The sequence below is a fragment of the Micromonospora auratinigra genome (assembly GCF_900089595.1).
Classification (GTDB): domain Bacteria; phylum Actinomycetota; class Actinomycetes; order Mycobacteriales; family Micromonosporaceae; genus Micromonospora; species Micromonospora auratinigra.
The window spans coordinates 3925365-3947848 of record NZ_LT594323.1 but is presented as its reverse complement, the minus strand read 5'-3'; the positions used below and the strand labels follow the sequence as shown (position 1 = coordinate 3947848).

Annotated in this window: 17 protein-coding genes; 10 read left to right on the top strand and 7 right to left on the bottom strand. The window is 75.9% G+C overall.

Translation table 11 applies throughout. The features are described 5' to 3' along the window. The first annotated feature begins 35 nt into the window (after positions 1-35). From GA0070611_RS17515 to GA0070611_RS17505, 3 genes are all read left to right on the top strand, one after another. Positions 36-3818 (top strand): SCO7613 C-terminal domain-containing membrane protein, encoded by a 3783-nt coding sequence (locus GA0070611_RS17515; RefSeq protein ID WP_091665558.1) that lies wholly within the window; start codon positions 36-38, stop codon positions 3816-3818. A gap of 131 nt (positions 3819-3949) precedes the next feature. Beyond that, on the top strand, positions 3950-5014 hold the full coding sequence (locus tag GA0070611_RS17510; RefSeq protein WP_091665555.1) for a fatty acid desaturase family protein: 1065 nt from the start codon (positions 3950-3952) through the stop codon (positions 5012-5014). A gap of 130 nt (positions 5015-5144) precedes the next feature. After that, positions 5145-6293 (top strand): FHA domain-containing protein, encoded by a 1149-nt coding sequence (locus GA0070611_RS17505; RefSeq protein ID WP_091665553.1) that lies wholly within the window; start codon positions 5145-5147, stop codon positions 6291-6293. A gap of 63 nt (positions 6294-6356) precedes the next feature. Here GA0070611_RS17505 and rocD read toward each other — a convergent pair whose 3' ends face one another. Next, positions 6357-7559, bottom strand: a complete 1203-nt coding sequence (rocD, locus tag GA0070611_RS17500) for an ornithine--oxo-acid transaminase (RefSeq protein ID WP_091673079.1) — start codon at positions 7557-7559, stop codon at positions 6357-6359. A gap of 11 nt (positions 7560-7570) precedes the next feature. Then, a complete protein-coding gene (gene ddaH / locus GA0070611_RS17495; protein ID WP_197676013.1) occupies positions 7571-8386 on the bottom strand; it encodes a dimethylargininase in 816 nt (271 codons plus the stop codon). Positions 8387-8657: 271 nt separating this feature from the next. On the opposite strand from ddaH, the gene GA0070611_RS17490 reads away from it, so the two are divergent. Then, complete coding sequence (locus GA0070611_RS17490) at positions 8658-8987, top strand: hypothetical protein (protein ID WP_157740344.1); 330 nt, start codon at positions 8658-8660, stop codon at positions 8985-8987. A 124-nt stretch (positions 8988-9111) separates the two neighbouring features. On the opposite strand, the gene GA0070611_RS17485 is transcribed toward GA0070611_RS17490, so the two are convergent. Then, positions 9112-9945, bottom strand: a complete 834-nt coding sequence (locus tag GA0070611_RS17485) for a DUF4190 domain-containing protein (protein WP_091665543.1) — start codon at positions 9943-9945, stop codon at positions 9112-9114. Between the two features lie 236 nt (positions 9946-10181). Between GA0070611_RS17485 and GA0070611_RS17480 the strand changes: the two genes are divergently transcribed. The 3 genes from GA0070611_RS17480 to GA0070611_RS17470 all read left to right on the top strand — a co-directional run bounded on the left by GA0070611_RS17480 (position 10182) and on the right by GA0070611_RS17470 (position 12040). Next, the gene (locus GA0070611_RS17480) at positions 10182-10949 is read left to right on the top strand and encodes an ankyrin repeat domain-containing protein (protein ID WP_231921155.1); all 768 of its coding nucleotides are present in this window, start codon (positions 10182-10184) and stop codon (positions 10947-10949) included. Positions 10950-10951: 2 nt separating this feature from the next. Beyond that, positions 10952-11146, top strand: a complete 195-nt coding sequence (locus GA0070611_RS17475) for a helix-hairpin-helix domain-containing protein (RefSeq protein WP_091665540.1) — start codon at positions 10952-10954, stop codon at positions 11144-11146. Between the two features lie 84 nt (positions 11147-11230). Then, positions 11231-12040 (top strand): Fpg/Nei family DNA glycosylase, encoded by an 810-nt coding sequence (locus GA0070611_RS17470; RefSeq protein ID WP_091665537.1) that lies wholly within the window; start codon positions 11231-11233, stop codon positions 12038-12040. 2 nt (positions 12041-12042) lie between these two features. Here GA0070611_RS17470 and GA0070611_RS17465 read toward each other — a convergent pair whose 3' ends face one another. Next, on the bottom strand, positions 12043-12909 hold the full coding sequence (locus GA0070611_RS17465) for an aminoglycoside phosphotransferase family protein (RefSeq protein WP_091665534.1): 867 nt from the start codon (positions 12907-12909) through the stop codon (positions 12043-12045). A gap of 89 nt (positions 12910-12998) precedes the next feature. Here GA0070611_RS17465 and GA0070611_RS17460 point away from each other — a divergent pair, with 89 nt between their 5' ends. Together GA0070611_RS17460 and GA0070611_RS17455 are read left to right on the top strand one after the other, a co-directional pair. Then, positions 12999-13520 carry a SigE family RNA polymerase sigma factor gene (locus GA0070611_RS17460; protein WP_091665531.1) on the top strand — a complete coding sequence of 174 codons (522 nt, stop codon included), beginning with the start codon at positions 12999-13001 and terminating at the stop codon, positions 13518-13520. Continuing rightward, positions 13517-14764: a hypothetical protein gene (locus tag GA0070611_RS17455; protein WP_091665528.1), complete on the top strand. Its 1248-nt coding sequence runs from the start codon at positions 13517-13519 to the stop codon at positions 14762-14764. Before GA0070611_RS17460 ends, GA0070611_RS17455 begins: the two co-directional genes overlap by 4 nt. A 46-nt stretch (positions 14765-14810) precedes the next feature. On the opposite strand, the gene GA0070611_RS17450 is transcribed toward GA0070611_RS17455, so the two are convergent. The 3 genes from GA0070611_RS17450 to GA0070611_RS17440 form a co-directional block, all read right to left on the bottom strand. Further along, positions 14811-16232 (bottom strand): WGR domain-containing protein, encoded by a 1422-nt coding sequence (locus tag GA0070611_RS17450; RefSeq protein ID WP_091665526.1) that lies wholly within the window; start codon positions 16230-16232, stop codon positions 14811-14813. Positions 16233-16360: 128 nt separating this feature from the next. After that, positions 16361-17740 carry an FAD-dependent oxidoreductase gene (locus tag GA0070611_RS17445; RefSeq protein ID WP_091665524.1) on the bottom strand — a complete coding sequence of 460 codons (1380 nt, stop codon included), beginning with the start codon at positions 17738-17740 and terminating at the stop codon, positions 16361-16363. Between the two features lie 41 nt (positions 17741-17781). Further along, positions 17782-18921 (bottom strand): carboxylate-amine ligase, encoded by a 1140-nt coding sequence (locus GA0070611_RS17440; protein WP_197675728.1) that lies wholly within the window; start codon positions 18919-18921, stop codon positions 17782-17784. Positions 18922-19151: 230 nt separating this feature from the next. Between GA0070611_RS17440 and lysX the strand changes: the two genes are divergently transcribed. Beyond that, complete coding sequence (gene lysX / locus GA0070611_RS17435) at positions 19152-22484, top strand: bifunctional lysylphosphatidylglycerol synthetase/lysine--tRNA ligase LysX (protein ID WP_231921154.1); 3333 nt, start codon at positions 19152-19154, stop codon at positions 22482-22484.

Genomic DNA, 22484 nt, shown 5'->3' with positions numbered 1-22484 from the left:
TGTTCCGCCGCGCCGCCGCTGCCCATGCTGGTCCGGTGGAGAACACCCCCTATCCCTGTCCCGCCTGCGGCGGCCCCGCCGATCTCGTCGCCGGCTGCCGCCGGTGCGGCCGGCCGCCGTACCCGCCGGCCGCCGAGGTGATCCGGCTGGACCGGGAGATCGCCGTGCTGGTGCCCCGGGTGGAGGCGGCCCGGGTGGCGTACCAGGAATTGGCGGGGCGGCTGGGCGCGACCCGGCAGCGCCGGGCGGAGCTGAGCGCCCGGATCCGGCTGGAGATCCCGCCGCCGGTTCCGACCGTCGTGCCGACCGCGCCGACCGCGCCGACCGCGCCGGCCGTCGCGGTCACCGGGCCGGCGGGCGTCGTGCCGGGCCGTCCGGTCCCGGCCGGGCGGCCGGGTGCGGCGGAGACCTCCACCCGGGCGGTGCAGGGCCTGCTCTTCGTCCTCGGTGGACTGCTGCTCGGCACCGCCGCGGTGGTCTTCACCGCGGTCGCCTGGGCCGCGTTCGGAGTGGCCGGCCGGGCGCTGATCCTGCTCGCCCTCACCGCGCTGGCCCTGGCCGGGCCGCTGGTGGCCCGGCGGCGCGGGTTGCGCGGCACCGCCGAGACGTTCGCCGCGGTGGGGCTGCTGCTGGTGCTCCTCGACGGGTACGCGGCCTGGTCGGTGGACCTGTTCGGGGTGGCCGGCTGGCCGGCCAGCCGGTACGCGGCGCTGGTCGGGGGGGTCGGCGCGGCGGTCGCGGCCGGGTACGCGCGGCTGAGCCGGCTCACCGTGCCGTGGTTCGCGGCGTTGCTGACCGCACAGCCGGTGCTGCCGCTGGCCGCGGCGGCGGCGAAGCCCTCGCCGGCCGGGTGGGCGCTGGTCCTCGCCGCAGTGGCGTTGGGCGACCTCGTGGTGGTGGTCGCCCTGCGGTCCCGGGCCGTACCGGCGGGGGTGGCCGTCGCCGTCCCCGCCGGCGGCCCGGGGTGGGGTCAGCCGGCCGGCGGGGGACCGGCCGGGGGGCAGGTGGCCGGCGGGGGGCCGGTCCACCTGGCCGGCGGGGTGGCCGGCGGGGGGCCGGTCCACCCCGCCCCGGCTCCACGGACGGCGGGGGCGGCGGTCGTCGCCGGCCGGGTGCTCGGCATGGTCGGGCACGGTGCCGCCCTCGCCGTCGCGGCCGGCTGCGCGCTGCCGGCGCTGATCCTGGGCCGGGCGGCCGGTACGCCGCTGCTGGCCGGCGCGCCGCTGCTGGTGGTGGCGCTGGTCCTGGTCGTGGGCGCACTGGCGGCGGGGGACCGGACGTATCGCACGATCACCGCCGGGCTGCTGGTGCCGGTGCTCGCCTCCGCGCTCATCCGGCCGGTGGCCGCGCTGCGGCCGGGCCTGCTGCTGGTGGCGGCCGGGCTGGTGGTGCTCGCCCTGGCCGGGCTGGTCCGGGCGGTGCCGCGGCGGCTGCGTACCGGCCCCCGGGTGGGCGCGTTCGTGGTCGCGGCGGGGCTGGGTCAGGTCGGCACGGTGCTCGCCCTGGTGGTCGGCGGGTCCACCGCGCTCGCCGCGTTCCCGGCCTGGCACGGTGCCGAACCGGTGCCGGCCCCGTCCTGGGGCTGGCAGCTCCCGGTGGCGCTGCTGCTCACCACGGGGGCGGTGGCGCTGCACCTGCCCCGGGCCGCCCGGCCGGTGGCCGGGGTGGTCGGTGCCGCGCTGGCCGTCCTCGCCGTGCCGGCGGTCACCGCCGTCCCGTGGCCGCTGGTGTTGACCGTCGACCTGGTGGCGGCCACCGGGCTGCTGCTGGGCGCGGTGCTGCGCCCCCGCCGGGGACACCCGACGGTGCTGTTCCCCGCGCTCGCGGCGGCGGTCCTGGCCGGGCACGCCGTGCTGGTCGGCTGCGCCGCGCCGCTGGGCGAGGGCGTCGTGCTGGCGGTGCTCGCCGGCACCGGCCTGCTCGCCGCCGCGCGGGGCCGCCGGGGTGCCGGGGCCCAGCCGGTGGTCGCCGGTGTGGCGCTGGCGGTCGCGCTGCTCGCGGTACCGGCGGGGGCGGCGGTCGCGCTGGTCGCGGCGGGCGCGCCGGCCTGGTGGCAGCTGCGGGGCGCGTCCGCCGCCGTCGCGCTGCTGATCGTCGCCACCGCCGCGGTCCGCCGCCACTGGACCGAGCTGCACGGGTACGCGGCCACCGGCTTCGCCGTCGCGCTCGGCGCGGTGGGGATCGCCCCGCTGGTCGTACCGGGTGCCGAACCGGTGGCGCTGTACGCGGCGGCGGGGACCCTGCTGGCGCTGGCCGGGACCGTCGGTCCCCGGCCGACCGTCGCGCCCCGGGCGGTCGGTGCCGCGCTGGCCGGGCTGGCGCTGGTCGCCACCGCCCCGGCCACCCTGCGGGTGCTCGCCGGCACGCCGGTGCGCCCCTGGTCCGGGGTGCCGCCGGTCCGCCCGGTGCCGGGCGCGTTCGCCGCCGGGCTGGCCCTGCTGCTGCTCGGGCTGGCCGCCGCCGGGTACGCCCGACTCCGTGGGGGCGGCCGGCGGGAGCCGGTGACCGTCGCGCTGCCGTTCGCCGCGCTGGCCCTACCGGTGCTGCTCGCCGCGGTCGGCGCGCCCTGGCCGGTACGGCCCGCCGTGCTGTTCGGCACCGGAGTGGCCGCGCTGCTGGTGGCGGCGCTCGCCGGACCGCGCCGGTGGCTGCTCGCGGTGACCGTGCCGCTCGGGGTGGTCCTGCTCCCGCTCGGACTGGGTGGCCTCCTCGCCACCCGGGCCGCCACGCTGGCCGGTCTCGGCGCGCTGGTCGTCGCGGCGGCCGTCATCGGCGCGGCCGGCCGGCACCCCGCGACCCGGCTCGCCGGCTGGCTGGTGACCGTGGCGGCGGCCACCGGCTTCGCGGTGACCGCGCCGCTGGCCGCCGGGCAGCCGCTGCGGACCGCCGCGTTCACCGTGCTCGCCGTCGCGGCGCTGGTCCTGCACGCCGTACCGCTGCTGCGCCGCCGAGCGACGCCCGACGCGGCCCCTGCCGGTCCGGCTGCGGCCCCGGCCGGGCCCGGCGTGCTGCCGGCCGGGCCCGGCGTGGTGCCGGCCGAGGTCGGCGCGGTGCCGGCCGGTGCCGGCGGAATGACCGCCGGTCCGGGCGCGATGTGGGCCGGCCCCGGCGTGCTGCCGGCGGGTGCGACGCCGGCAGCTGCCGGCGCGGGACGGGTCGGCGCGGTGGCGCTGGAGGCGGCGGCGCAGGCGGTGGCCGGGCTGGCACTGCTGCTCACCGCGGGCTCGCTGCGGCACGCGGCGGCGGTCTGCGTGCTGTGGGGCGTGGCGGTGGCGGTCCGGGTGCTCCGGCGCGGGGAGTCGCCGGCCGGCCGGCGGGTGCTCGCCGGGGTGGCGGGCGGCAGCGAACTGGTCGGCGGCTGGCTGCTGCTGGCGGCCGGCGGGGTGGCGGTGCTGGAGGCGTACACCGCCCCGGCGGCGGCGCTCGCCCTCGGCGCGGGCCTGCTGGCGCTGCGTACCCGGCCCGGGTTGACCAGCTGGCTGGCGCTCGGCCCGGGGCTCGCGGCGGCGCTGCTGCCCAGCCTGGTCTCGGTGCTGGTGGCCGCGGAGCCGCAGCCGTGGCGCCGGCTGGCGCTCGGCGTGGTCGCCCTCGCGGCGGTGCTCGGCGGCGCGGTCCGGCGGTGGCAGGCCCCGGTGCTGCTGGGGACGGCCGCGCTGGTGCCGCTGGCGCTGCACGAGCTGGCCCGGGGCTGGGACCTGCTGCCCCGCTGGATCTTCCTGGCGCTGGGCGGGCTGGCGCTGATCGCGCTCGCCGCCACCTACGAGCGCCGGCGGCGCGACCTGGCCCGGCTGCGCTCCCTGGTCGGGCGGATGTCGTAGGGGTCCGGGTAGGGAGAACCCCACCCGAAGACGGGGGATTCCCGGGTTACCGAACGCGATCGCCCGCACCAGACTCGGTCACGACCGGCCGCGCACCGCCGACGCGGCCCATGAGCGAGGAGCGGGGAGCGATGACCTCATCGACGTCGACGGCGCCACCGGCGCAGCGGGGCAGTGACTACGCCCGGCTGTCCCGCCGGGTCGCCGAGGCCGGCCTGTTCCGGCGTCGGCCGGGCTGGTACGCGGTCTCGATCGCGCTGACCTTCGGCGCCTTCCTCGCCGGGTGGGCGCTGGTGGTCGCGGTGGGCGACTCCTGGTGGCAGGCGCTCACGGCGGTGGGCATGGCGGTGGCGACCACCCAGGTGGCGTTCCTCGGCCACGACGCCGGGCACCGGCAGATGTTCCGCCGCCGGGGCGCCAGCGAGCTGGCCGGGCTGGTCGCCGGCAACCTGGCCGTCGGGCTCAGCTACGGCTGGTGGGTGGACAAGCACAACCGGCACCACGCCAACCCGAACCACGCCGACGAGGACCCGGACGTGGGGGCCGGCGTGCTGGTCTGGACCGACGAGCAGGTGGCGGCCACCCGGGGCGCGGCCCGGTGGCGGGCCCGCCGGCAGGCCTGGCTCTTCTTCCCGCTGCTCCTGCTGGAGGGCCTGGCGCTGCACGTGGCGAGCGTGCGCGCGGTGACCGGACGCGAGGACGGCCGCTGGCGTACCCCGGTGCGGCACCGGCTGGTCGAGGGGCTGCTGCTGGTCGCGCACGCCGTCGGCTACCTCGGCCTGGTGTTCGCGGTGATGTCCCCGGGCAGGGCGCTGGTCTTCGTCGCCGTGCACCAGGGGCTGTGGGGGCTCTACATGGGGTGCGCGTTCGCCCCCAACCACAAGGGCATGCCGATGCCGGGCCCCGACGACGAGTGGGACTACCTGCGCAAGCAGGTGCTCACCTCGCGCAACGTGCGGGGCGGCCGGCTGGTGGACGTGGCGCTGGGGGCGCTGAACTACCAGATCGAGCACCACCTGTTCCCGAGCATGCCCCGGGCCAACCTGCGCCGGGCCCGGCCGATCGTCCGGGCGTACTGCGCCGAGCAGGCCATCCCGTACGCCGAGACCGGGCTGTTCGCCTCGTACCGGCAGGCGCTGGCGCACCTGCACGAGGTCGGCCGTCCGGCCCGCGCCGACCGGCCCGGAGCTGCCTGAGCAGGCCCGCGGTGGGGCCGCCCGGTAGGGTCGTCGCCATGGCAGACGTGCTCACCGCCGCGGCGGTGCGGGACGAGCCGGCCGGGTCGACCCCGGCCCGGCGGATCGACGACACCGTCCGGAGCGCCCCATGAGATTCGAGATCAGCAAGGTGCTGGACGCCATCGAGGGACGGGTCTGCACCGATCCGTCGCTGGCCCGGGCCGTGGTCGACCTGGCCGAGGTGATCCGCTGGCAGGACCTGGACGGCGGTCGGCCGGCCAGCCTGCTGCGGCTCGGCATGGTCATCGACGCCCTCGCCCGCGAGCTGGGCGAGGACAGCGTGCCGGTCTACGCGATCGTGCACCGGGCCCTGCTCTCCGACGCGGACCTGACCTCCAACGAGCGGATGGTGGTCCGGCGCTGGGCCGACGACGGCCTGGTCGAGGTGCTGGACCACCCGGGCGACCGGATGCTGGAGGTGGCCGACCTGCTCGGGCTGCCGGTGCTCAGCCGGGTCCGGTTCGACGGGATGGGCGGCCGCTATCCCTGGCTGGCCCAGGCGGGCCGGGTGCTCGCCCCGGTGCCGGGCGCCGGTGGTCCGGTCTTCATCGCGCACGTCGGCGGTGGGCAGGCCCCCACCTCGGGCGACCGGTCCCCGGTCGGCGCGAAGCTGCTCGCCCGGCAGTGGCGCTGCCCCGAGCCGGGCTGCGCGCTCTTCGGCGGCGGTGGGGGCGGCGGCGCCTTCGCCGACCTGGCCCGGGTGGACCGGGCGCCGGCCGGCCAGCCCCCGCCCACGCTGCGTCAGGGGGTGCCGACCTGCCCCCGGCACGGCGTGCGGCTCGGTGATGCCGGGCCGCGCCCGCGTACCGAGGTGCTGGCGGTGCGGATCGGCGGCCTGGTGCGCCGCCGCTTCGCGCTCACCGAGGAGCAGCCCGTGCTGGTCGGCCGGGCCCCGGACGGCTCCGGCGCGGTGGTGCTCGGCCAGTGGCTCAACGACGAGGCGCGGCGCTGGATCAGCCGCAGCCACGTCCGGTTCGAACTCAGGGTGGGCGAGGTGATCGTGACCGACACCAGCACCAACGGTTCGGGCATCCGGCCGCGCGGTTCGCTGGCCGAGCCGGACCGCATCGCGCTGGCCCCGCAGCAGTCCCGGGTGCTGGGCGAGGGGGACATCGTCGAGCTGTACCCGGGTGTGCAGATCGGCCGCGCCGACGAGCTGCCCAGCGACGCGAAGTTCAGCCCCACCTCGGTGATGGCCGAGGCGCCCACGATGGCGATGCGGCTGCCCCGGGTCTGAGGCCACCGACGACGAAGGGCGCCGGGACCGTCGTGGTCCCGGCGCCCTTCTGCGCGTACGGGGTCAGCCCGCCAGCACGGCGGCGAGCTGCGCGATCGCGTGGTCGATCTCGTCGGCGGTGATCACCAGCGGCGGCGCGAGCCGGATGGTGGAGCCGTGGGTGTCCTTGGCCAGGACGCCGCGCTCCATCAGCCGCTCACAGGCCTGCCGGCCGGTCATCAGCGCCGGGTCGATGTCGACGCCCGCCCACAGGCCCCGGACCCGGACGGCGACGACGCCCTTGCCGAGCAGTGCCTCCAGGCCCGCCTTCAGCCGCTCGCCCAGCTCGGCCGAGCGGCGCTGGAAGTCGCCGGTGGCCAGCAGCCGGACCACCTCGGTGGCGACGGCGCAGGCCAGCGGGTTGCCGCCGAAGGTCGAGCCGTGCTGGCCCGGCTTCAGCACGCCGAGCACGTCGCTGTTCGCGGCGACCGCGGAGACCGGCACGATGCCGCCGCCGAGCGCCTTGCCGAGCAGGTACATGTCCGGCACGACGCCTTCGAGGTCACAGGCGAACGTGGCGCCGGTGCGGCCCAGGCCGGACTGGATCTCGTCGGCGATGAAGAGCACGTTGCGCTCGGTGCAGACCTCGCGGACGCCCGGCAGGTAGCCCTCCGGCGGGATCACCACGCCCTGCTCGCCCTGGATCGGCTCGAGCAGCACGGCGACGGTGTTCTCGTCGATCGCGGCGGTCAGCGCCGCCAGGTCGCCGTAGGGCACGACCGTGAAGCCCGGGGTGTACGGGCCGAAGTCGGCGCGGGCGTCCTCGTCGGTGGAGAAGCTGACGATGGTGGTGGTGCGGCCGTGGAAGTTGCCCTCGGCGACCACGATGTTGGCCTGGCCGGGGGCGACCCCCTTGACCTGGTAGCCCCACTTGCGGGCGACCTTGATGCCGGTCTCCACCGCCTCGGCGCCGGTGTTCATCGGCAGCACGAGGTCCTTGCCGCACAGCTCGGCCAGCTCCCGGCAGAAGTCGGCGAACTGGTCGTGGATGAAGGCGCGGCTGGTCAGGGTGAGCCGGTCGAGCTGCGCGTGCGCGGCCTCGATCAGCTGGGGGTGCCGGTGGCCGAAGTTCAGCGCCGAGTAGCCGGCCAGGCAGTCCAGGTAGCGGCGGCCGTCCACGTCGGTCAGCCAGGCGCCCTCGGCGGAGGAGACCACCACCGGCAGCGGGTGGTAGTTGTGCGCCGTGTGGCGCTCCGCCTCACGTACCGCGGACGGAGTCCGCAGCATGTCGTCGACGATCACTTGGATGCCTTTCCCTGACGGAGTCGCAACGTGCAGCACTTCGGTCCGCCGCCGGCCTTGCGCAGCTCGGACAGGTCGATACCGATGGTCTCGTAACCCCGGTCGCGCAGCTTGGCGGCCAGGTCGGTGGCCTGCGCCGGGAGCACCACGTGCCGCCCGTCGCTGACCGCGTTCAGCCCCAGCACCTCGGCGTCGGCCATGGTGGCGTGGATCGCGTCCGGGAAGAGCCGGCGCAGCACCGCGCGGCTGCCCGGCGAGAACGCCTCCGGCAGGTACGCCACGGTCCGCTCGTCGAGCACGGTGAGGGCGGTGTCCAGGTGGTAGAAGCGGGCGTCGACCAGCTGCATGGTGACCACCGGGTAGCCGAAGACCTCCTGCAGCTGGGCGTGCGAGGCGTGCGCGGTGCGGAACCCGGTGCCGGCGAGCAGGTGGTCGCCGACCAGCAGGACGTCGCCCTCGCCCTCGTTGACGTGCTTCGGGTCGTACATCTCGAAGCCGGCGGCCTCGAACCAGGCCCGGTACGCGGGGGCCTCGTCGGCGCGCTGCGGGTCGCGGAACTGGACCGCCATCGCCTTGCCGTCGATCACGGTGCCGCCGTTGGCGGCGAAGACCATGTCCGGCAGGCCGACGACCGGGTCGATCAGCTCGACCTCGTGGCCCAGGTCGACGTACGTCTGGCGGAGCTGCTCCCACTGCCGGATCGCCAGGTCGGCGTCGACCGGGGCGGTGGGGTCCATCCACGGGTTGATCGCGTAGTCGACGGCGAAGTACGTCGGCCGGCACATCAGGAAGCGCTGGCGGGTGGCGTCCATCGTCATGTCGTGCTCCCAAAGATTCGGGCGCGCCCGGCCACCGTCGGCCCACGGGCTGGCGCCGTGGTCCAACGGTATGTGGCCCGGGCCGGCGACATCCACCGCGAGAAGTTGCGTACGCCGACTGATCGTTGCGTGTAAGGCCTTTCCTCCGACGGATCGTTGCGTTCACGCGGGGATCCGACAATCGGCGGGTCTTCCGCCCCGGTGCCGGCCCGCACACACTGGGGGCGACCGGAGCGGGGGAGTGCTGGACAGGAGGGGGATGGCGATGGCAACCGAGGTGACGGGCTTCGTCGACGCCTACGACGCGTTGCCCCCGCAGAAGCGGGGCGAGGCCCTGCGCAAGGTGGTCTCCCGGGCGACCCCGGAGGAGAAGGAGGAGGCCGCGTCGGTCCTCGGCCGGCCCTCGTCGCGGGCCCGGGACGTGCTCTGGTTCGTGGTCTTCGGCATCCTCGCCGCGGTGATCATCGGCGGTGGCCTGCTCGGCGTGCGGGCCGACGGCTCGGACGAGACGGCGCTCTACGGCTTCGTCGGGATCGCGCTGGGCGCGGTCGTCGGGCTGCTGGCGCCCAGTCCGGGCGGGCGGTCCGGCGGCTGACGCCGGGGGCGGACACACTTCGGGGGCGGCGAACCGCCGCCCCCGAAAGAGGTGTTGCCCGGCTGGTGAACCACCAGAGCTGATCGAGCTGCCGGAACTGTGCCGGCGAAGCGAAATGTGCCCGTCAGAACCAGTTGGCAAACTGTGAGTCGAGCCACTCGCGGAACCGGCCCACCCACGCGCCGTCCGTCGTCGGCCAGTCGAACTGGCCGGTCATCGCCACCACGCCGAGCACCACGGCGGCCAGGCCGACCGCGATGCCGATCAGCGCGTCGGTCTTGCCGGCCACGTGCCGACGCCGGGTCGCGACCAGGCCGAACACGGCGAGCACCGCGCCGACCGCGCCCAGCCCGATGCCGTACCCGGCGAGCGTGCCGGAGAGCACGAAGAGCGCGCCGACCACCGAGACGATCAGGCCGAGCGTGGCCAGCAGGCTGGCCCGCGGCTTGGGTCCGGCGACCACCGGCGCGGTCCGCGGGTCGGCGTCCGGCCGGCCGTCCCGGTCGAGGTCGGTGGCCACCGGGGTGTCCGGCCGGCCGTCGTGGTCCAGGTCGGTCGTCGTCGGGCGGTCCGGGCGGCCGTCCCGGTCGAGGTCGGTCGCCGGCGGGCGGTCGGGCCGGCCGTCGTGGTCCAGGTCCGTGGCCACCGGCCGGTCGGACCGGTGCAGGTCGGCCGTGCGCTCCATGGGCTGCTCCGGCTCGGCGCGCCGGGCGCCGGCGACCGCCGCCCGCGCCGTGGCGGCCCGGTCCGCCGCCCGCCGCTCCGCGTCGCCGGCCCGCTCCTCGACGGTGGCGGTCGCGCCGCTGCGGTACGTGGTCCGCTCCGCGTCCCGGTCGGTGACGACCGGCTGGCCGTCCCCGCGGCCCGCGAGCGTGCTCTCGTCGCGGGCGTCGACGACACCGTCGCCGTTGCTGTCCGCATCGCGCGCCGGACCGTTCCGGCGGGACAAGATCTTCACATCGACACCTCCTGATCAGGGCGCGGAGGCCGCGCGTCACAGGGAGGACGTACCCCGGTCGATGGCCGCCGACACCCGTCGACGGTTTTCCGCCCGGACGCGGCCGGCGCGGCGGGCCGGGATGGGCCGGGACGGACCTGCTGGCGTACCGCACCGGCGCATGGTGGACTACCGGGTGGGAGCCGGTCGGTCCGTGGCGGTCCGCGCGGTCCGGCAGGCGGGGACGGAGGGACGACGTGCCGGACGACGTGCTGCGGCTCGCCGCCGCCGATCCGCTCGCGGTCGCGGTGACCGGGGCGATCCGGCAGGGCGACCTCGTCGCGCTGCGGGAACTGCTCGCCGCGCATCCCGGGCTGGCCGTCGCCCGCATCATCGACAGCGGCGGCATGTCCCGCACGCTGCTGCACGTGGCGACCGACTGGCCGGGACACCTCCCCGACGGGGTCGCCACCGTGGCGACCCTGATCGCCGCCGGGGCCGACGTCGACGCCCGCTGCACGGGCCCGCACCGGGAGACGCCGCTGCACTGGGCGGCCAGTTGCGACGACGTCGACGTGCTCGACGCGCTGCTGGACGCGGGCGCCGACATCGAGGCGCCGGGCGGGGTGATCGCCGGCGGCACTCCGCTCGCCGACGCCCGGGCCTTCGCGCAGTGGCGGGCCGCCCACCGCCTCGTCGCCCGAGGAGCCCGCACCACCCTCGTCGACGCGGCCACGCTCGGCCTGCTCGATCGGGTGCGGCAGGCCTTCACGGCCACCGGGGCGCCACCGTCGGACGAGATCGACGCCGCGTTCTGGGGCGCCTGCCACGGCGGCCAGCAGGCCTGCGCGGCGTACCTGGCGGACCGGGGCGCGCAAGTCAACTGGGTGCCCCCGTGGGAGAACCTGACCGGCCTGGACGCCGCTGCCCGGCGCGGCGCCACCGCGCTGGTCGCCTGGCTGCGCGAACGCGGCGGGGTCAGCGCCGCCGAACTCCCCGATCCGTTCCGGCCGGAGGCGGGCTAGCCGTGGCCGCCTCTCCCGACACCCTGCCGAAGATCGGTGCCCCCGCGACCCGGGCCCTGCGGGACGCCGGCTACACCGCGCTGCGGGAGCTGGCCGGGGTGCCGCGCGCCGAGCTGGCCGCGCTGCACGGCGTCGGGCCGAAGGCGCTCGACATCATCCAGCGCGCGCTCGCCGAGCACGGCTGGAGTCTGGGCTAGCCGTCCCGTGCCACCGACGGCAGCCGGCCGTCCCGGGGCAGCTCAGATGGCAACCGGAAGGACACCTGGCTACCCTTGGCACCCGTGCCAGAGGGACACACCATCCACCGCCTGGCGGCCCGGCACGCCGAACTCTTCGCCGGGGACAAGGTGCACGCCGCCAGCCCGCAGGGCCGCTTCGCCGAGGGCGCGGCCCGGCTCACCGGCACCGTCCTGAACGGCACCGAGGCGTACGGGAAGCACCTGCTGCACCACTACGCCGGCGAGCTGACCCTGCACGTGCACCTCGGGCTCTACGGCAAGGTCACCGACGGCCCCGGCGAACCGCCGCCCCCGGTCGGTCAGATCCGGCTACGACTCTTCACGGACCGGCACTGGCTGGACCTGCGCGGGCCGACCGCCTGCGAACTGCTCACCCCGCCCGAGGTGGCCGCGCTGCGCGACCGGCTCGGCCCGGACCCGCTGCGCCCCGACGCCGACCCCGACCGGGCGTACGCGCGGATCCGGCGCAGCGGCACCCCGCTGGCCGCGCTGCTGCTCGACCAGTCGGTGGTGGCCGGCACCGGGCTGATCTTCGTCACCGAGGCGCTGTTCCGGGCCGGGCTGCCGCCGCTGCTGCCCGGTCGCGAGCTGACCCCGGCCGGCTGGCGGGAACTCTGGGCCGACCTGGTCGACCTGATGACCGTCGCGGTCGAGCGGGGCCGGATCGACACCGTCCGGGAGATCCACCTGCCGGAGGCGATGGGCCGCGCGCCCCGGGTCGACCGGCACGGCGGCGAGGTGTACGTCTACCGCCGGCCCGGCGCGCCCTGCCACGTCTGCGGCACCGAGGTCAGCCGGGGCGAGCTGGCCGGCCGCAACCTCTACTGGTGCGCCACCTGCCAGGCCGGCTGACGTCACTCCTCGCCGAGCAGCCAGCGCACCACCTCGACGTGGTTCGGGAAGATCTCCCCCTCGCCGACGCTCCACGCCACGCAGTGCACGATCGTCCAGCCCCTGGCCCGCTCCCGGTCCAGACCCAGCTCGGCGGTGAGCCGGTCCAGCCGGTGGCGGACCGCCTGCGGTGAGTGCCCCAGCTCCGGCCCGCGTACCAGCGGCACGACGCCGAACTCCCGCTCGCCGACCAGCGGCTTCGGGTCGATGACCAGCCACGGCTCCCGGGTCGCCCGCAGGATGTTGCCCGTGTGCAGGTCCTGGTTGACCAGCACCTGCTCACCCTGGCCCGGCACCAGGTCGGCCAGCAGCCCCAGGGCGGTGTCCAGCAGCCGCCGCTCGTACGGCCGGTTGGCCCGGTCCCACTCGCCCGGCAGTCGCTCCGTCCAACCTGCGGCCTCCTCGGCCAGCGGGGTGAACGGCGGCCCGGCCGGCACCGCGAGCCGGGGGAGCAGTTCGACGGCCGCGTCCAGCGCCGCGTCGAGCGGCTGCTCGTACAGCGGGGTGCCGGGCGCGCAGCGCTCGACCAGCAGCGCCCGCCGCTGCGGGTCGTGGGCGAGCAGCCGCGCCGCGCCCCGTCCCGCCCAGTGCGCCAGGGCGGCCGCCTCCTGCCGGCTGTCGTCGTCCGGGAACTGGAGCTTCAGCACCGCCCGGGTGCCGTCCGGCAGCTCGGCCGGCAGCGCCAGCGAGGCGAACGCGCCGCCGTAGGGGCGGCCCACCCGCAGCCGCCACTGCGCGACGCACTCGGCCAGCCGGTCCGGCAGCACCGCGCGCCAGGCCCGGCCGGCGGGGAACCGCTCCGTCCAGCGCAGACTCTCCGGGAACTCCATCGGGCCATCCTCACGGCTGCGCCCGGATCACGTACAACCGTTTCCGGTCGGGTGTCGTCTGGAAGAGCGGACCCCACGGAGGTGGCCGGATGCCGGATGCATCAGACCAGGAATACGTCGAATACGTCAGCGCGCGGCTGCCCGCGCTGCGCCGGCTGGCGTACGCGCTCAGCGGCGACGCCGACCAGGCGGACGATCTGGTGCAGGAGGCCGCGACGCGGCTCTACCTGCGCTGGTCGCGGATCGGGGAGGTCGACCGGCTGGACGCGTACGTGCGCACCGTGCTGGTCCGGCTCTTCCTGGACAGCCGGCGGCGCGGCTGGTGGCGGGTGCACCTGTTCGGTGGCCCGCCCGACGTCCGCGCCACCGAGGACCGGGGCGTGGAGGACCGCACCGTGCTGCGCGCCGCGCTGGCCCAGGTGCCGCCCCGGCAGCGGGCCGTGTTGGTGCTGCGCTTCCTGCACGACCTGCCGGTCGACGAGGTGGCCCGGACGCTCGGCTGCTCGGCCGGCACGGTGAAGAGCCAGACCTCGCACGGGCTGGCCACGATGCGACGACTGCTCGGGGACCGGGAGTTCGCCGGTCGGGCCGGAGAGGAGCGGGGACGATGAGGACCGATGACGAGCAGGTCGCCGACCGGCTGCGGTGGCTGGACGACGAGCCCGCCGGGCCGCCCCGGATCGACCTGCCGGGGGCGATCCGGGAGGCGCGCCGGCGACGACGTAACCGACGGGTGGCGGTGGCCGGTGCGGCCGCGCTGGCGGTGCTGGCGGTGGCCGCGCTGCCGGTGGCGCTGGGTGGGGACGGGCGGGCGGCGCCCGCGCCGGCGGCGAGCCCGTCGCCGCCCCCGCCGCCGACCGGTCCGTGGCGGGGCGTCTGCACGGCCACCCTGCTGCCGTTGCCGGGGGATCCACAGGGCGCGGTCACCGGCGGCGACCCGGACGGCCGGTGGCTGGTCGGCCGGCGGGCCCCGCAGGGCAAGTACCGGCTGAACTTCGGTCTGCTGGTCTGGGAGGGCGACCGGGTCCGGGAGGTCGAGCTGCCCGGCTCGGCGCAGGCGTTGACGGATGTGAACCGGGCCGGCCTGGCGGTGGGCTCGTCGCTGACCACCGTCGACGAGTGGCAGGCGTGGGCGGTACGCGACGGCGAGGTCATCCGTCTGCCCGGGGGTTCCTCCCAGCGCGCGATCGCGATCAACGACGCCGGCCGGATCGTCGGGTACCGCAGCGTGGGGCACGTCGGGCAACCGGGGTACCGGAACCTGCCGGTGGTCTGGGACTCGTACCGGAGCCAGCCGGTCGACCTGCCGCTGCCCGGCCCGCGGTGGGAGGGCGTGGCCGTCGCGGTCGACGAGGACGGCACCGTGCTGGCCGTGATGTCCGAGGGACACCCCGACGACGTCAGCCGAGCGGTGGTGTGGCGTCCCGGTGCCGCCCGGCCGGAGGTGCTGCCGCTGCCACGGGTGCCGGGCGGGACGGCGACCCGGTTCGTGCCCCAGTCGGTGGCCGGTGGCTGGGTGACCGGCGCCGCCGAACGCGAGACCGCCGTGGTCCCCCGGAGCGGCATTCCCCGGTACCCGGTGCGGATCGACCTACGGACCGGGCGGGCGGAGGTGCTCAAGGGTGTCCTCTACGACGGAACCGGCAACAGTCGGGGCTGGCTGGCCGGGACGGTCTCCGGCGACGTCCCCGGCGTGTTCACCGACACGGAGGCGGTGAAGCTGCCCGTGCCGGACGGCTGGCGCGGCGGGCGACGTGGTGGCGTGAAGAGTTTCAGCGACGACGGCCGGGTGCTCGGCGGGAAGCTCGAGCGCGACGACCGGGACGTCCGGCCGGTGCGCTGGGACTGTCGCTGAACCGGTGCGCCGGGCGGTCGGAGCCCCGCCCGGCGCACCGGGGCCCTCAGCGCAGCCGGCGGATGTCGCCGTACGCGCGGTAGAAGCCGCCCCGGCCGGCCTCCCGGACCTCGGTGACCAGGTAGCGTGCCCCCGGCTCGCGGATGCCCTTGGGGAACTGCACCGACCAGTCCCGGCGGTAGCCGTCGGAGAGGACGTGGATGCGCAGCTGACCGCCCCGCTCGACGCACTGCACCACCACGCCGTCGCGGTCGTCGGTGGTCACCTCCACCGAGCTCCAGGCGGCCTGCTCGGGCAGCCGGGCCGGGGCCTTCACGTCCACCACCTCGGGCACGTCGCCCGCCTCGGCGGCCCGGATCGCCGGCTCGCTGGCGTCGATGCAGGCCAGGTGGCCGCTGGTGGTCACCACGTAGAGCCGGTCCTGGTGGTACTGCATCGAGTACGCCGAGCCGCAGCCGGTGCCGAGCTTCCACAGCCGGTTGCCGGCCGCGTCGAAGCAGTAGATCGAGGAGGCGCTGTCCCCGGCGAAGACGTACCGGCCGTTCTCGGCGGTGGCACAGGAGAAGACGGCGGCGTCGCAGCGGTACGTCTGCTCGGCCCGGCCGTCCTTGCTCAACCGCACCACCTCACGGGTGCCGGTACCGGCGAACACGCTGTCGCGCTCCTGCCAGCCGAAGAGGACCGATCCGGTGCGGGTGTGCCACAACTCCCGCCCGGTCCGCCAGTCGTAACCGGTGACCCCGGCGGAGTGGCCGTGGTAGAGCGCGTCGTCGTCGCAGCGCACCATCCAGGCGGACCGGCCCCGGCCGGCGCGCCGCCAGAGGAACTCGTCCTCGTGGTCGATCGCGGCGATGCCGCCGTCGCGGTCGGAGACGCCGAGCACCCCGTCGTGGATGTCCAGCCAGTAGATGTCGATGTCGGGGGCGATCGCGTACGCCGCCCGGGGCACCTTGCCGGAGAGGTCGTAGACGTTGCCGTCGTCGCAGCCCGCGTAGATCCAGGCGTCGTCGGCGACGATGCACTTCACCCCGTCCGGGAGCCGGACCTGGTGGAGCACCCTCGCGTCGTGGTCGAGCGTGGTGATCACCCCGTGCTCGTTGCCGACCATGCAGGTGCGGTCGTCGACGAAGATGCCGAACGCCGGGGCGCAGGAGTCGTACCGCCAGAGGACCGGGGCGGTGCGGGCGGTGGAGCGGGTGCTGACGATCTGCCGCCGCGACACCGAGCGCTTCTGGCGTACGCCGGGCACCGCCGGGGCGTACCCCTTGCGGATCTTCTCGCCGATCTTCTTCGCGGCGGCGGCCCGCGCCCGGGTGTTGTCCGGGTAGCTGCTGGTCTTCACCTGGCCCTGGTCGCCGATCCGGCCGTAGCGCACGGTCATCGCGGTGTCGTCCACCACCACCTCGTAGAACTTGTGCGCTCCACCGTCCACTTCGGACAGTTCGAGGTAGGTCGTCTCCTGCGACATGGTGATGCCTCCGAGGGGGGAAGTGCGCCGAACCGGCTACACCCAGAACCTAACCCCGCCCCCCGACAAGATCCGGGTGTCAGGAAGGGACCCTTGTCATGCCCGGGGCGTCAAGAAGGTGCCCTTCCTCACCGGCCGGCGGCGGCGAGGGCGTCGACGGCCTTGCGGGCCGCGATCAGCACCGGATCCCAGACCGGGGCGTACGGCGGGGCGTAGCCGAGGTCGAGCGCGGTCATCTCGTCCACCGTCATGCCGTTCCACAGCGCCACGGCCAGGGTGTCGATCCGCTTGGCCGCCTCGGACCGGCCGACGATCTGCGCGCCGAGCAGCCGGCCGCTGGGTCGCTCGGCGATCAGCTTCACGGTCATCGGCTGCGCGCCCGGGTAGTAGCCGGCCCGGTTGGTCGACTCGGTCAGCACCGAGACGAACTCGAAGCCCGCCGCGCCGGCGTCCCGCTCGCGCAGGCCGGTACGCCCCACCTCCAGGTCGCAGACCTTGGTGACGGCGGTGCCGATCACGCCGGGGAAGGTGGCGTACCCGCCGCCGATGTTGATCCCGGCGACCCGGCCCTGCTTGTTGGCGTGGGTGCCGAGCGGGATGTGCACCGGCATCCCGCTGACCCGGTGCAGGGTCTCCACGCAGTCACCGGCCGCCCAGACGCCGGGCACTCCGGGCACCCGCATCCGCCGGTCGCAGCGGATCCCACCACTCGGGCCGATCGGCAGGCCGGCGGCCTCCGCGAGCGCGGTGTTCGGGCGTACGCCCAGGCCCAGGACCACGACGTCGGCCGGGACCGGCCCCTCGTCGGTGACCACCGCGGCGATCCGGCCGTCCCGTTCCGTCAGGCCGGTGACGGTCCGGCCGGTACGGATGCCGATGCCGATGCCGCGCATGGCGTCGGCGACCAGCTCGGCCATGTCCGGGTCCACCGTGGACATCGGCTGGTCGGCCTGCTCGACCAGGTCGACGGTGAGCCCACGTTGGATCAGCGCCTCGGCCATCTCCACACCGATGTAGCCGCCGCCGACCACCACCGCGTGCCGGGGCCGGGGGTCGCGCTCCAGCCACTGCCGCAGCGCCGTGCCGTCGTCGAGGGTCTGCACCCCGAACACGCCGTCGATCCCGCCGCGCGCCCAGTCCGGCTGCAGCGGGACCGCGCCGGTGGCGTACACCAGGGTGTCGAAGCCGGCCCGGACCTCGCCGCCGCCGTCGAGGTCGCGGGCGAGCACCTCGCGGCGGTCGAGGTCGATGGCGGTGACCTCGTGCCGCAGCCGCACGTCGATGTCGAACTTCTCCCGGAACGTGGCCGGGTCGCGGGCGACGAGCTGGTCCCGCTCGGGCACCAGCCCGCTGATCCAGTACGGGATGCCGCACGCCGAGTACGAGGTGAAGTGCCCCCGCTCGAAGGCGACGATCTCCAGGTCGGCGCGGTCGCGGCGACGCCGGGCCTGGGAGGCCGCCGCCATTCCGGCCGCGTCCCCGCCGATCACGACCATGCGTTCCGCCACGAGGCCCATCCTGTCACGCGTCGCACCGGTCGGGGGCGCGCTCAGCCCCGGGTCTGCCGGGCCACGTCGGTCACCACGTCCACCAGCTCGCCGGTGCGGGCGAACACGGCCCGCTGCCGCGCCGCGCCGCTGCCGTGCCGGCGCAGCCCGCCCAGCAGGTCGGTCACCTGGTCGAGGTCGCCGTGCCGGACCAGCTCGGGGCGGACCCGGTCGACGAGCCGGTCCAGCAGCTCCCAGGTCGGGCGCAGCTCGCCGTCGGTCACGTCGACGCCCTCGCCCTCCAGCCCGTCGTGCGCCGCCCGCCAGTGCGCGGCGACCAGCAGGTGGTGGTCGGTGTCGATCGCCGGCCGCCCGGCGGCGATGTCCGTGATCGCGGTCGCCACCAGCGCCCGGACCAGGGCCGCCACCAGTACGGCGTCGTCCACCGACGGGCAGACGTCACCGATCCGGATCTCCACCGTCGGGTACTTCGCGGAGAGCCGGGCGTACCAGTAGAGCATCCCCTCGTCGAGCATCACGCCGCTGGCGATGAGCTGGCGGATCAGCCGTTCGTAGTGCTCGTGCGAGTCCAGCCGGGGGGTCGGCGCCACCGACGGCCAGCGCTCCCACTCGATCGAGCGCCAGCTCGCGTAGCCGGTGTCCTCGCCCCGGGCGAACGGGGAGTTGGCGGTGACCGCCTGCAGGATCGGCAGCCAGGGGCGTACGTGGTTGAGCACCCGCACGCCCATCTCCGGATCGGGGATGCCCACGTGCACGTGCATGCCGTTGTTGCCCGGCCCCGGCACCAGCAGCCGGAACCGCTCGATCATCCGGTCGAAGCGGGGCTTGTCCACCACCGGCGGCACCGGCCCGTCCACCGGCCCGGTGCCGATCGCGAGCAGCCGTACGCCGGCCCGCTCGGCGGCGGCGGCGAGTTCGGCGCGGAGCACGCCCAGCGAGTGCCGGATCGAGGTCAGCTCCAGCCCGGGCGGGCTGCCGATCTCGATCTGGCTGGTCTGGAACTCGCGCTCCACCTGGCCGCGCAGCTCGGCGGGTACCTGCTCCATGACCAGGTCCACCGCGGGCACGGCGGCCCCGGTGTGCGGGTCGACCAGCAGGAACTCCTCCTCGACGCCGACCGTGAGGAGGTCGGTGCCGCTCGCCGCGGCGTCCCGTTCCCGCTCGGCCACTGCATCGCTCATCGCCATCACCGTCCGCTTCGTACCGTCGCGGCACCGTGCCGTGCCGTCGAGGCCGTGTTACCCACCGTGTCGATGCGGGGAAACGCGCGTCCGCGTGTCCCACCCGGCCGGGGGACAGCTTTCTCTCAGCCAACTCACGGACGCGAGGGAGCGTCCGACGCCGACGGCGTGATTACGATGAGCCCCGGTCGACGCCCGACGCGTCAGCACCGGCAGCGAGGGAGGCGGCGGTGGCCGCGAACAACGCGTCACGCAAGGTGAACGGCACCCCGGGGGCCGGCGGGCAGTGGCGACGGCAGGTGCCCCGCGCCTTCGCCACCCTGCTCTGGGTGGTCGCCGCGGTCTGCGCGCTCGCCGCGGTGAGCAGCGCCGCCCGGCTGGAGTTCCAGCCGGTCCGCACCGCGATCGACGCGCTGCTGGTGCCGGCGCCGGCCAACCTGGCGTACGCGGTCTTCCTGGGCGCGCTCGCCGCCGCGGTGCTGCGCCGCAAGCGACTGGCCTGGTGGGTCCTGGTCGGGTACTTCAGCCTCACCCTGCTGGTCGGCGTGTGGGCCGGGGCGCTGCTGCTGACGGTCGGCGTCAACCGGCTCAACCACGCCGCCGGGCAGCGCCTCTTCGGCACCCTGGAGACGGTCGGGGTGTGGGTGGGCATCGCCTTCGCCGCCGCGGCGCTGGCCCTGCTGGTCGCCGCCCGGCGACAGTTCTACGCCCGGGTCCGGCCCGGCAGCGGCTGGCAGGCCCTCGGCGTCTTCCTCGGCCTGGCCGCCGTCTCGGTCGGCCTCGGCTACCTGCTGCTCCTCGCCGAGCCGGGCAGCCTGCACACCTGGTCGGACCGGCTCGGGTACGCGGTCGAGAAGGTCTTCGGTGGCGCGATCACGCTGGACCTGACCCGGCGCGGCCAGGCCCCCGGCTGGGTCAACCTGCTGCTCGGCGGGCTCGGCGCGGTCGCCTTCGTGGCCGGCCTGTTCACCCTGGTCCGCTCGCAGCGGGCGAACGCGGTGCTGCACCCCGAGGAGGAGGAGCGGATCCGCGAGCTGCTCGCCCGGTACGGCGACCGGGACTCGCTCGGCTACTTCGCCACCCGCCGGGACAAGGCGGCCGTCTTCTCGCCCAGCGGCAAGGCGGTGATCACCTACCGGGTGGTCAACGGGGTGAGCCTGGCCAGCGGCGACCCGGTCGGCGACCCCGAGGCGTGGGGCCCGGCGATCGAGGCGTGGCTCGGCCACGCCCGGGCGTACGCCTGGATCCCGGCGGTGCTCGGGGCCAGCGAGGCGGGGGCCCGGGCGTACCACCGGCACGGGCTCAAGGTGCTCCAGCTCGGTGACGAGGCGATCCTGTCCACCCGCGAGTTCGACCTGGACGGCCGGGACATGCGCCCGGTCCGGCAGGCGGTGCACCGGGTCGAGCGGGCCGGCTACACCGCCCGGGTCCGCCGGCACGCGGAGATCCCGCCCGAGGAGCTGGCCCGGCTGGCCGAGCTGGCCACCGGCTGGCGGGACACCGAGCACGAGCGGGGCTTCTCGATGGCCCTGGGCCGGCTCGGCGACCCGGCCGACGGCGACTGCGTGCTGGTCGAGGCGCAGGACGGCGAGGGCCGGGTGCGGGGGCTGCTGTCGTTCAGCCCGTGGGGCGCGCACGGGGTGTCGCTGGACCTGATGCGCCGGGACCGGGGCGCGGAGAACGGGATCACCGAGTTCATGGTGGCCGCGCTGCTGGCGGCCGGTCCCCGGCTGGGCGTGGAGCGGGTGTCGCTGAACTTCGCGGCGTTCCGCGCGGTGTTCGAGCAGGGCGCGCGGATCGGGGCCGGCCCGGTGATCCGGCTGTGGCGGCACACCCTGCTCTTCTTCTCCCGCTGGTGGCAGTTGGAGTCGCTGTACCTCTCCAACGCGAAGTACCAGCCGCACTGGACGCCCCGCTACCTCTGCTTCGCCGAGCGCCGGGAGTTGGCCCGGGTGGGCATCGCGGCGGCCGCCGCCGAGGGCTTCCTGGCGCTGCCCGGTGGGCGGCCCACGCCGCTGCACGGGGTGCCGCCGGCCGGCGGCGGCGTCGAGTTCGTGCCGCCGACCGCCGCGACGGTCCGGGCCGCCACGGCGGAACCGGCCGAGACGCCCCGACCGGAGCAGGTCCGGGTACGGCTGGCGAAGCTGGACCGGCTGCGCGCCGACGGGGTCGACCCGTACCCGGTGGGCTATCCGCGGACCGCCACCTGCGCGCAGGTGCGGCAGCGGCACGCCGGCCTCGCCCCGGACACCGGCACCGGGGAGACCGTGGGGGTGACCGGCCGGGTGATGCTGGTCCGCGACCACGGCCAGGTGCTCTTCGCCACGGTCCGGGACGGCAGCGGCGACCTCCAGCTGATGCTGGTGCACGACCTGGACCGCTGGCGCGCGGCGGTGGACATCGGCGACCACGTGGGCGCCACCGGCGAGGTGTACGCGACCCGGCGCGGCGAGCTGTCGGTGCGGGTGGCCGACTGGCAGCTCACCGCCAAGTGCCTGCGCCCGCTGCCGGACAAGCATCACGGGCTGGCCGATCCGGAGGCCCGGGTCCGGCAGCGCTACCTGGACCTGACCATCAACGACGAGGCGCGGGAGCTGCTGCGGGCCCGGGGCACCGCCCTGCACAGCCTGCGCTCCGGGCTGGTCGGGCGGGGCTTCCTGGAGGTGGAGACGCCGATCCTGCAACGGGTGCACGGCGGGGCCAACGCCCGCCCGTTCGTCACCCACAGCAACGCGTACGACCTGCGGCTGAGCCTGCGCATCGCGCCGGAGCTGTATCTGAAGCGGCTCGCCGTGGGCGGCGTCGAGCGGGTGTACGAGCTGGGCCGGGCGTTCCGCAACGAGGGCGTGGACGCCACCCACAACCCGGAGTTCACGGTGCTGGAGGCGTACCAGGCGTACGCCGACTACCACGACATGCGGGTGCTGGCCCGGGACCTCATCGTGGCGGCGGCGGTGGCGGTGCACGGCGCCCCGGTGGCCCGCCGCCCCGGTGGCGAGCCGGTCGACATCGGTGGCGAGTGGCCGACCCGGACGGTGAACGAGGCGATCTCGGCGGCGCTCGGCGAGGAGGTCACCGCCGACACCGAGGTGGCCACCCTGCGCAAGCTCTGTGACTCCGCGCAGGTGCCGTACGACCCGCGCTGGGAGCGGGGTGCGGTGCTGCTGGAGCTGTACGAGCGGCTGGTCGAGGCGCGTACCGAGCAGCCCACGTTCTATCTGGACTTCCCGGCCGAGGTGTCCCCGCTGACCCGCCAGCACCGGCACGACCCGCGGCTGGCGGAGCGGTGGGACCTGGTCGCGTTCGGCATGGAGCTGGGCACCGCGTACACCGAGCTGGTGGATCCGGTGGAGCAGCGGCGCCGGCTCACCGAGCAGTCGCTGAAGGCGGCCGGCGGGGACGCCGAGGCGATGGAGCTGGACGAGGACTTCCTCACCGCGCTGGAGTACGCGATGCCGCCCACCGGCGGTCTCGGGCTGGGCGTGGACCGCCTGGTGATGCTGCTGACCGGCCGCACCATCCGGGAGACCCTGCCCTTCCCGCTGGTCCGCGAATCCTCCTGA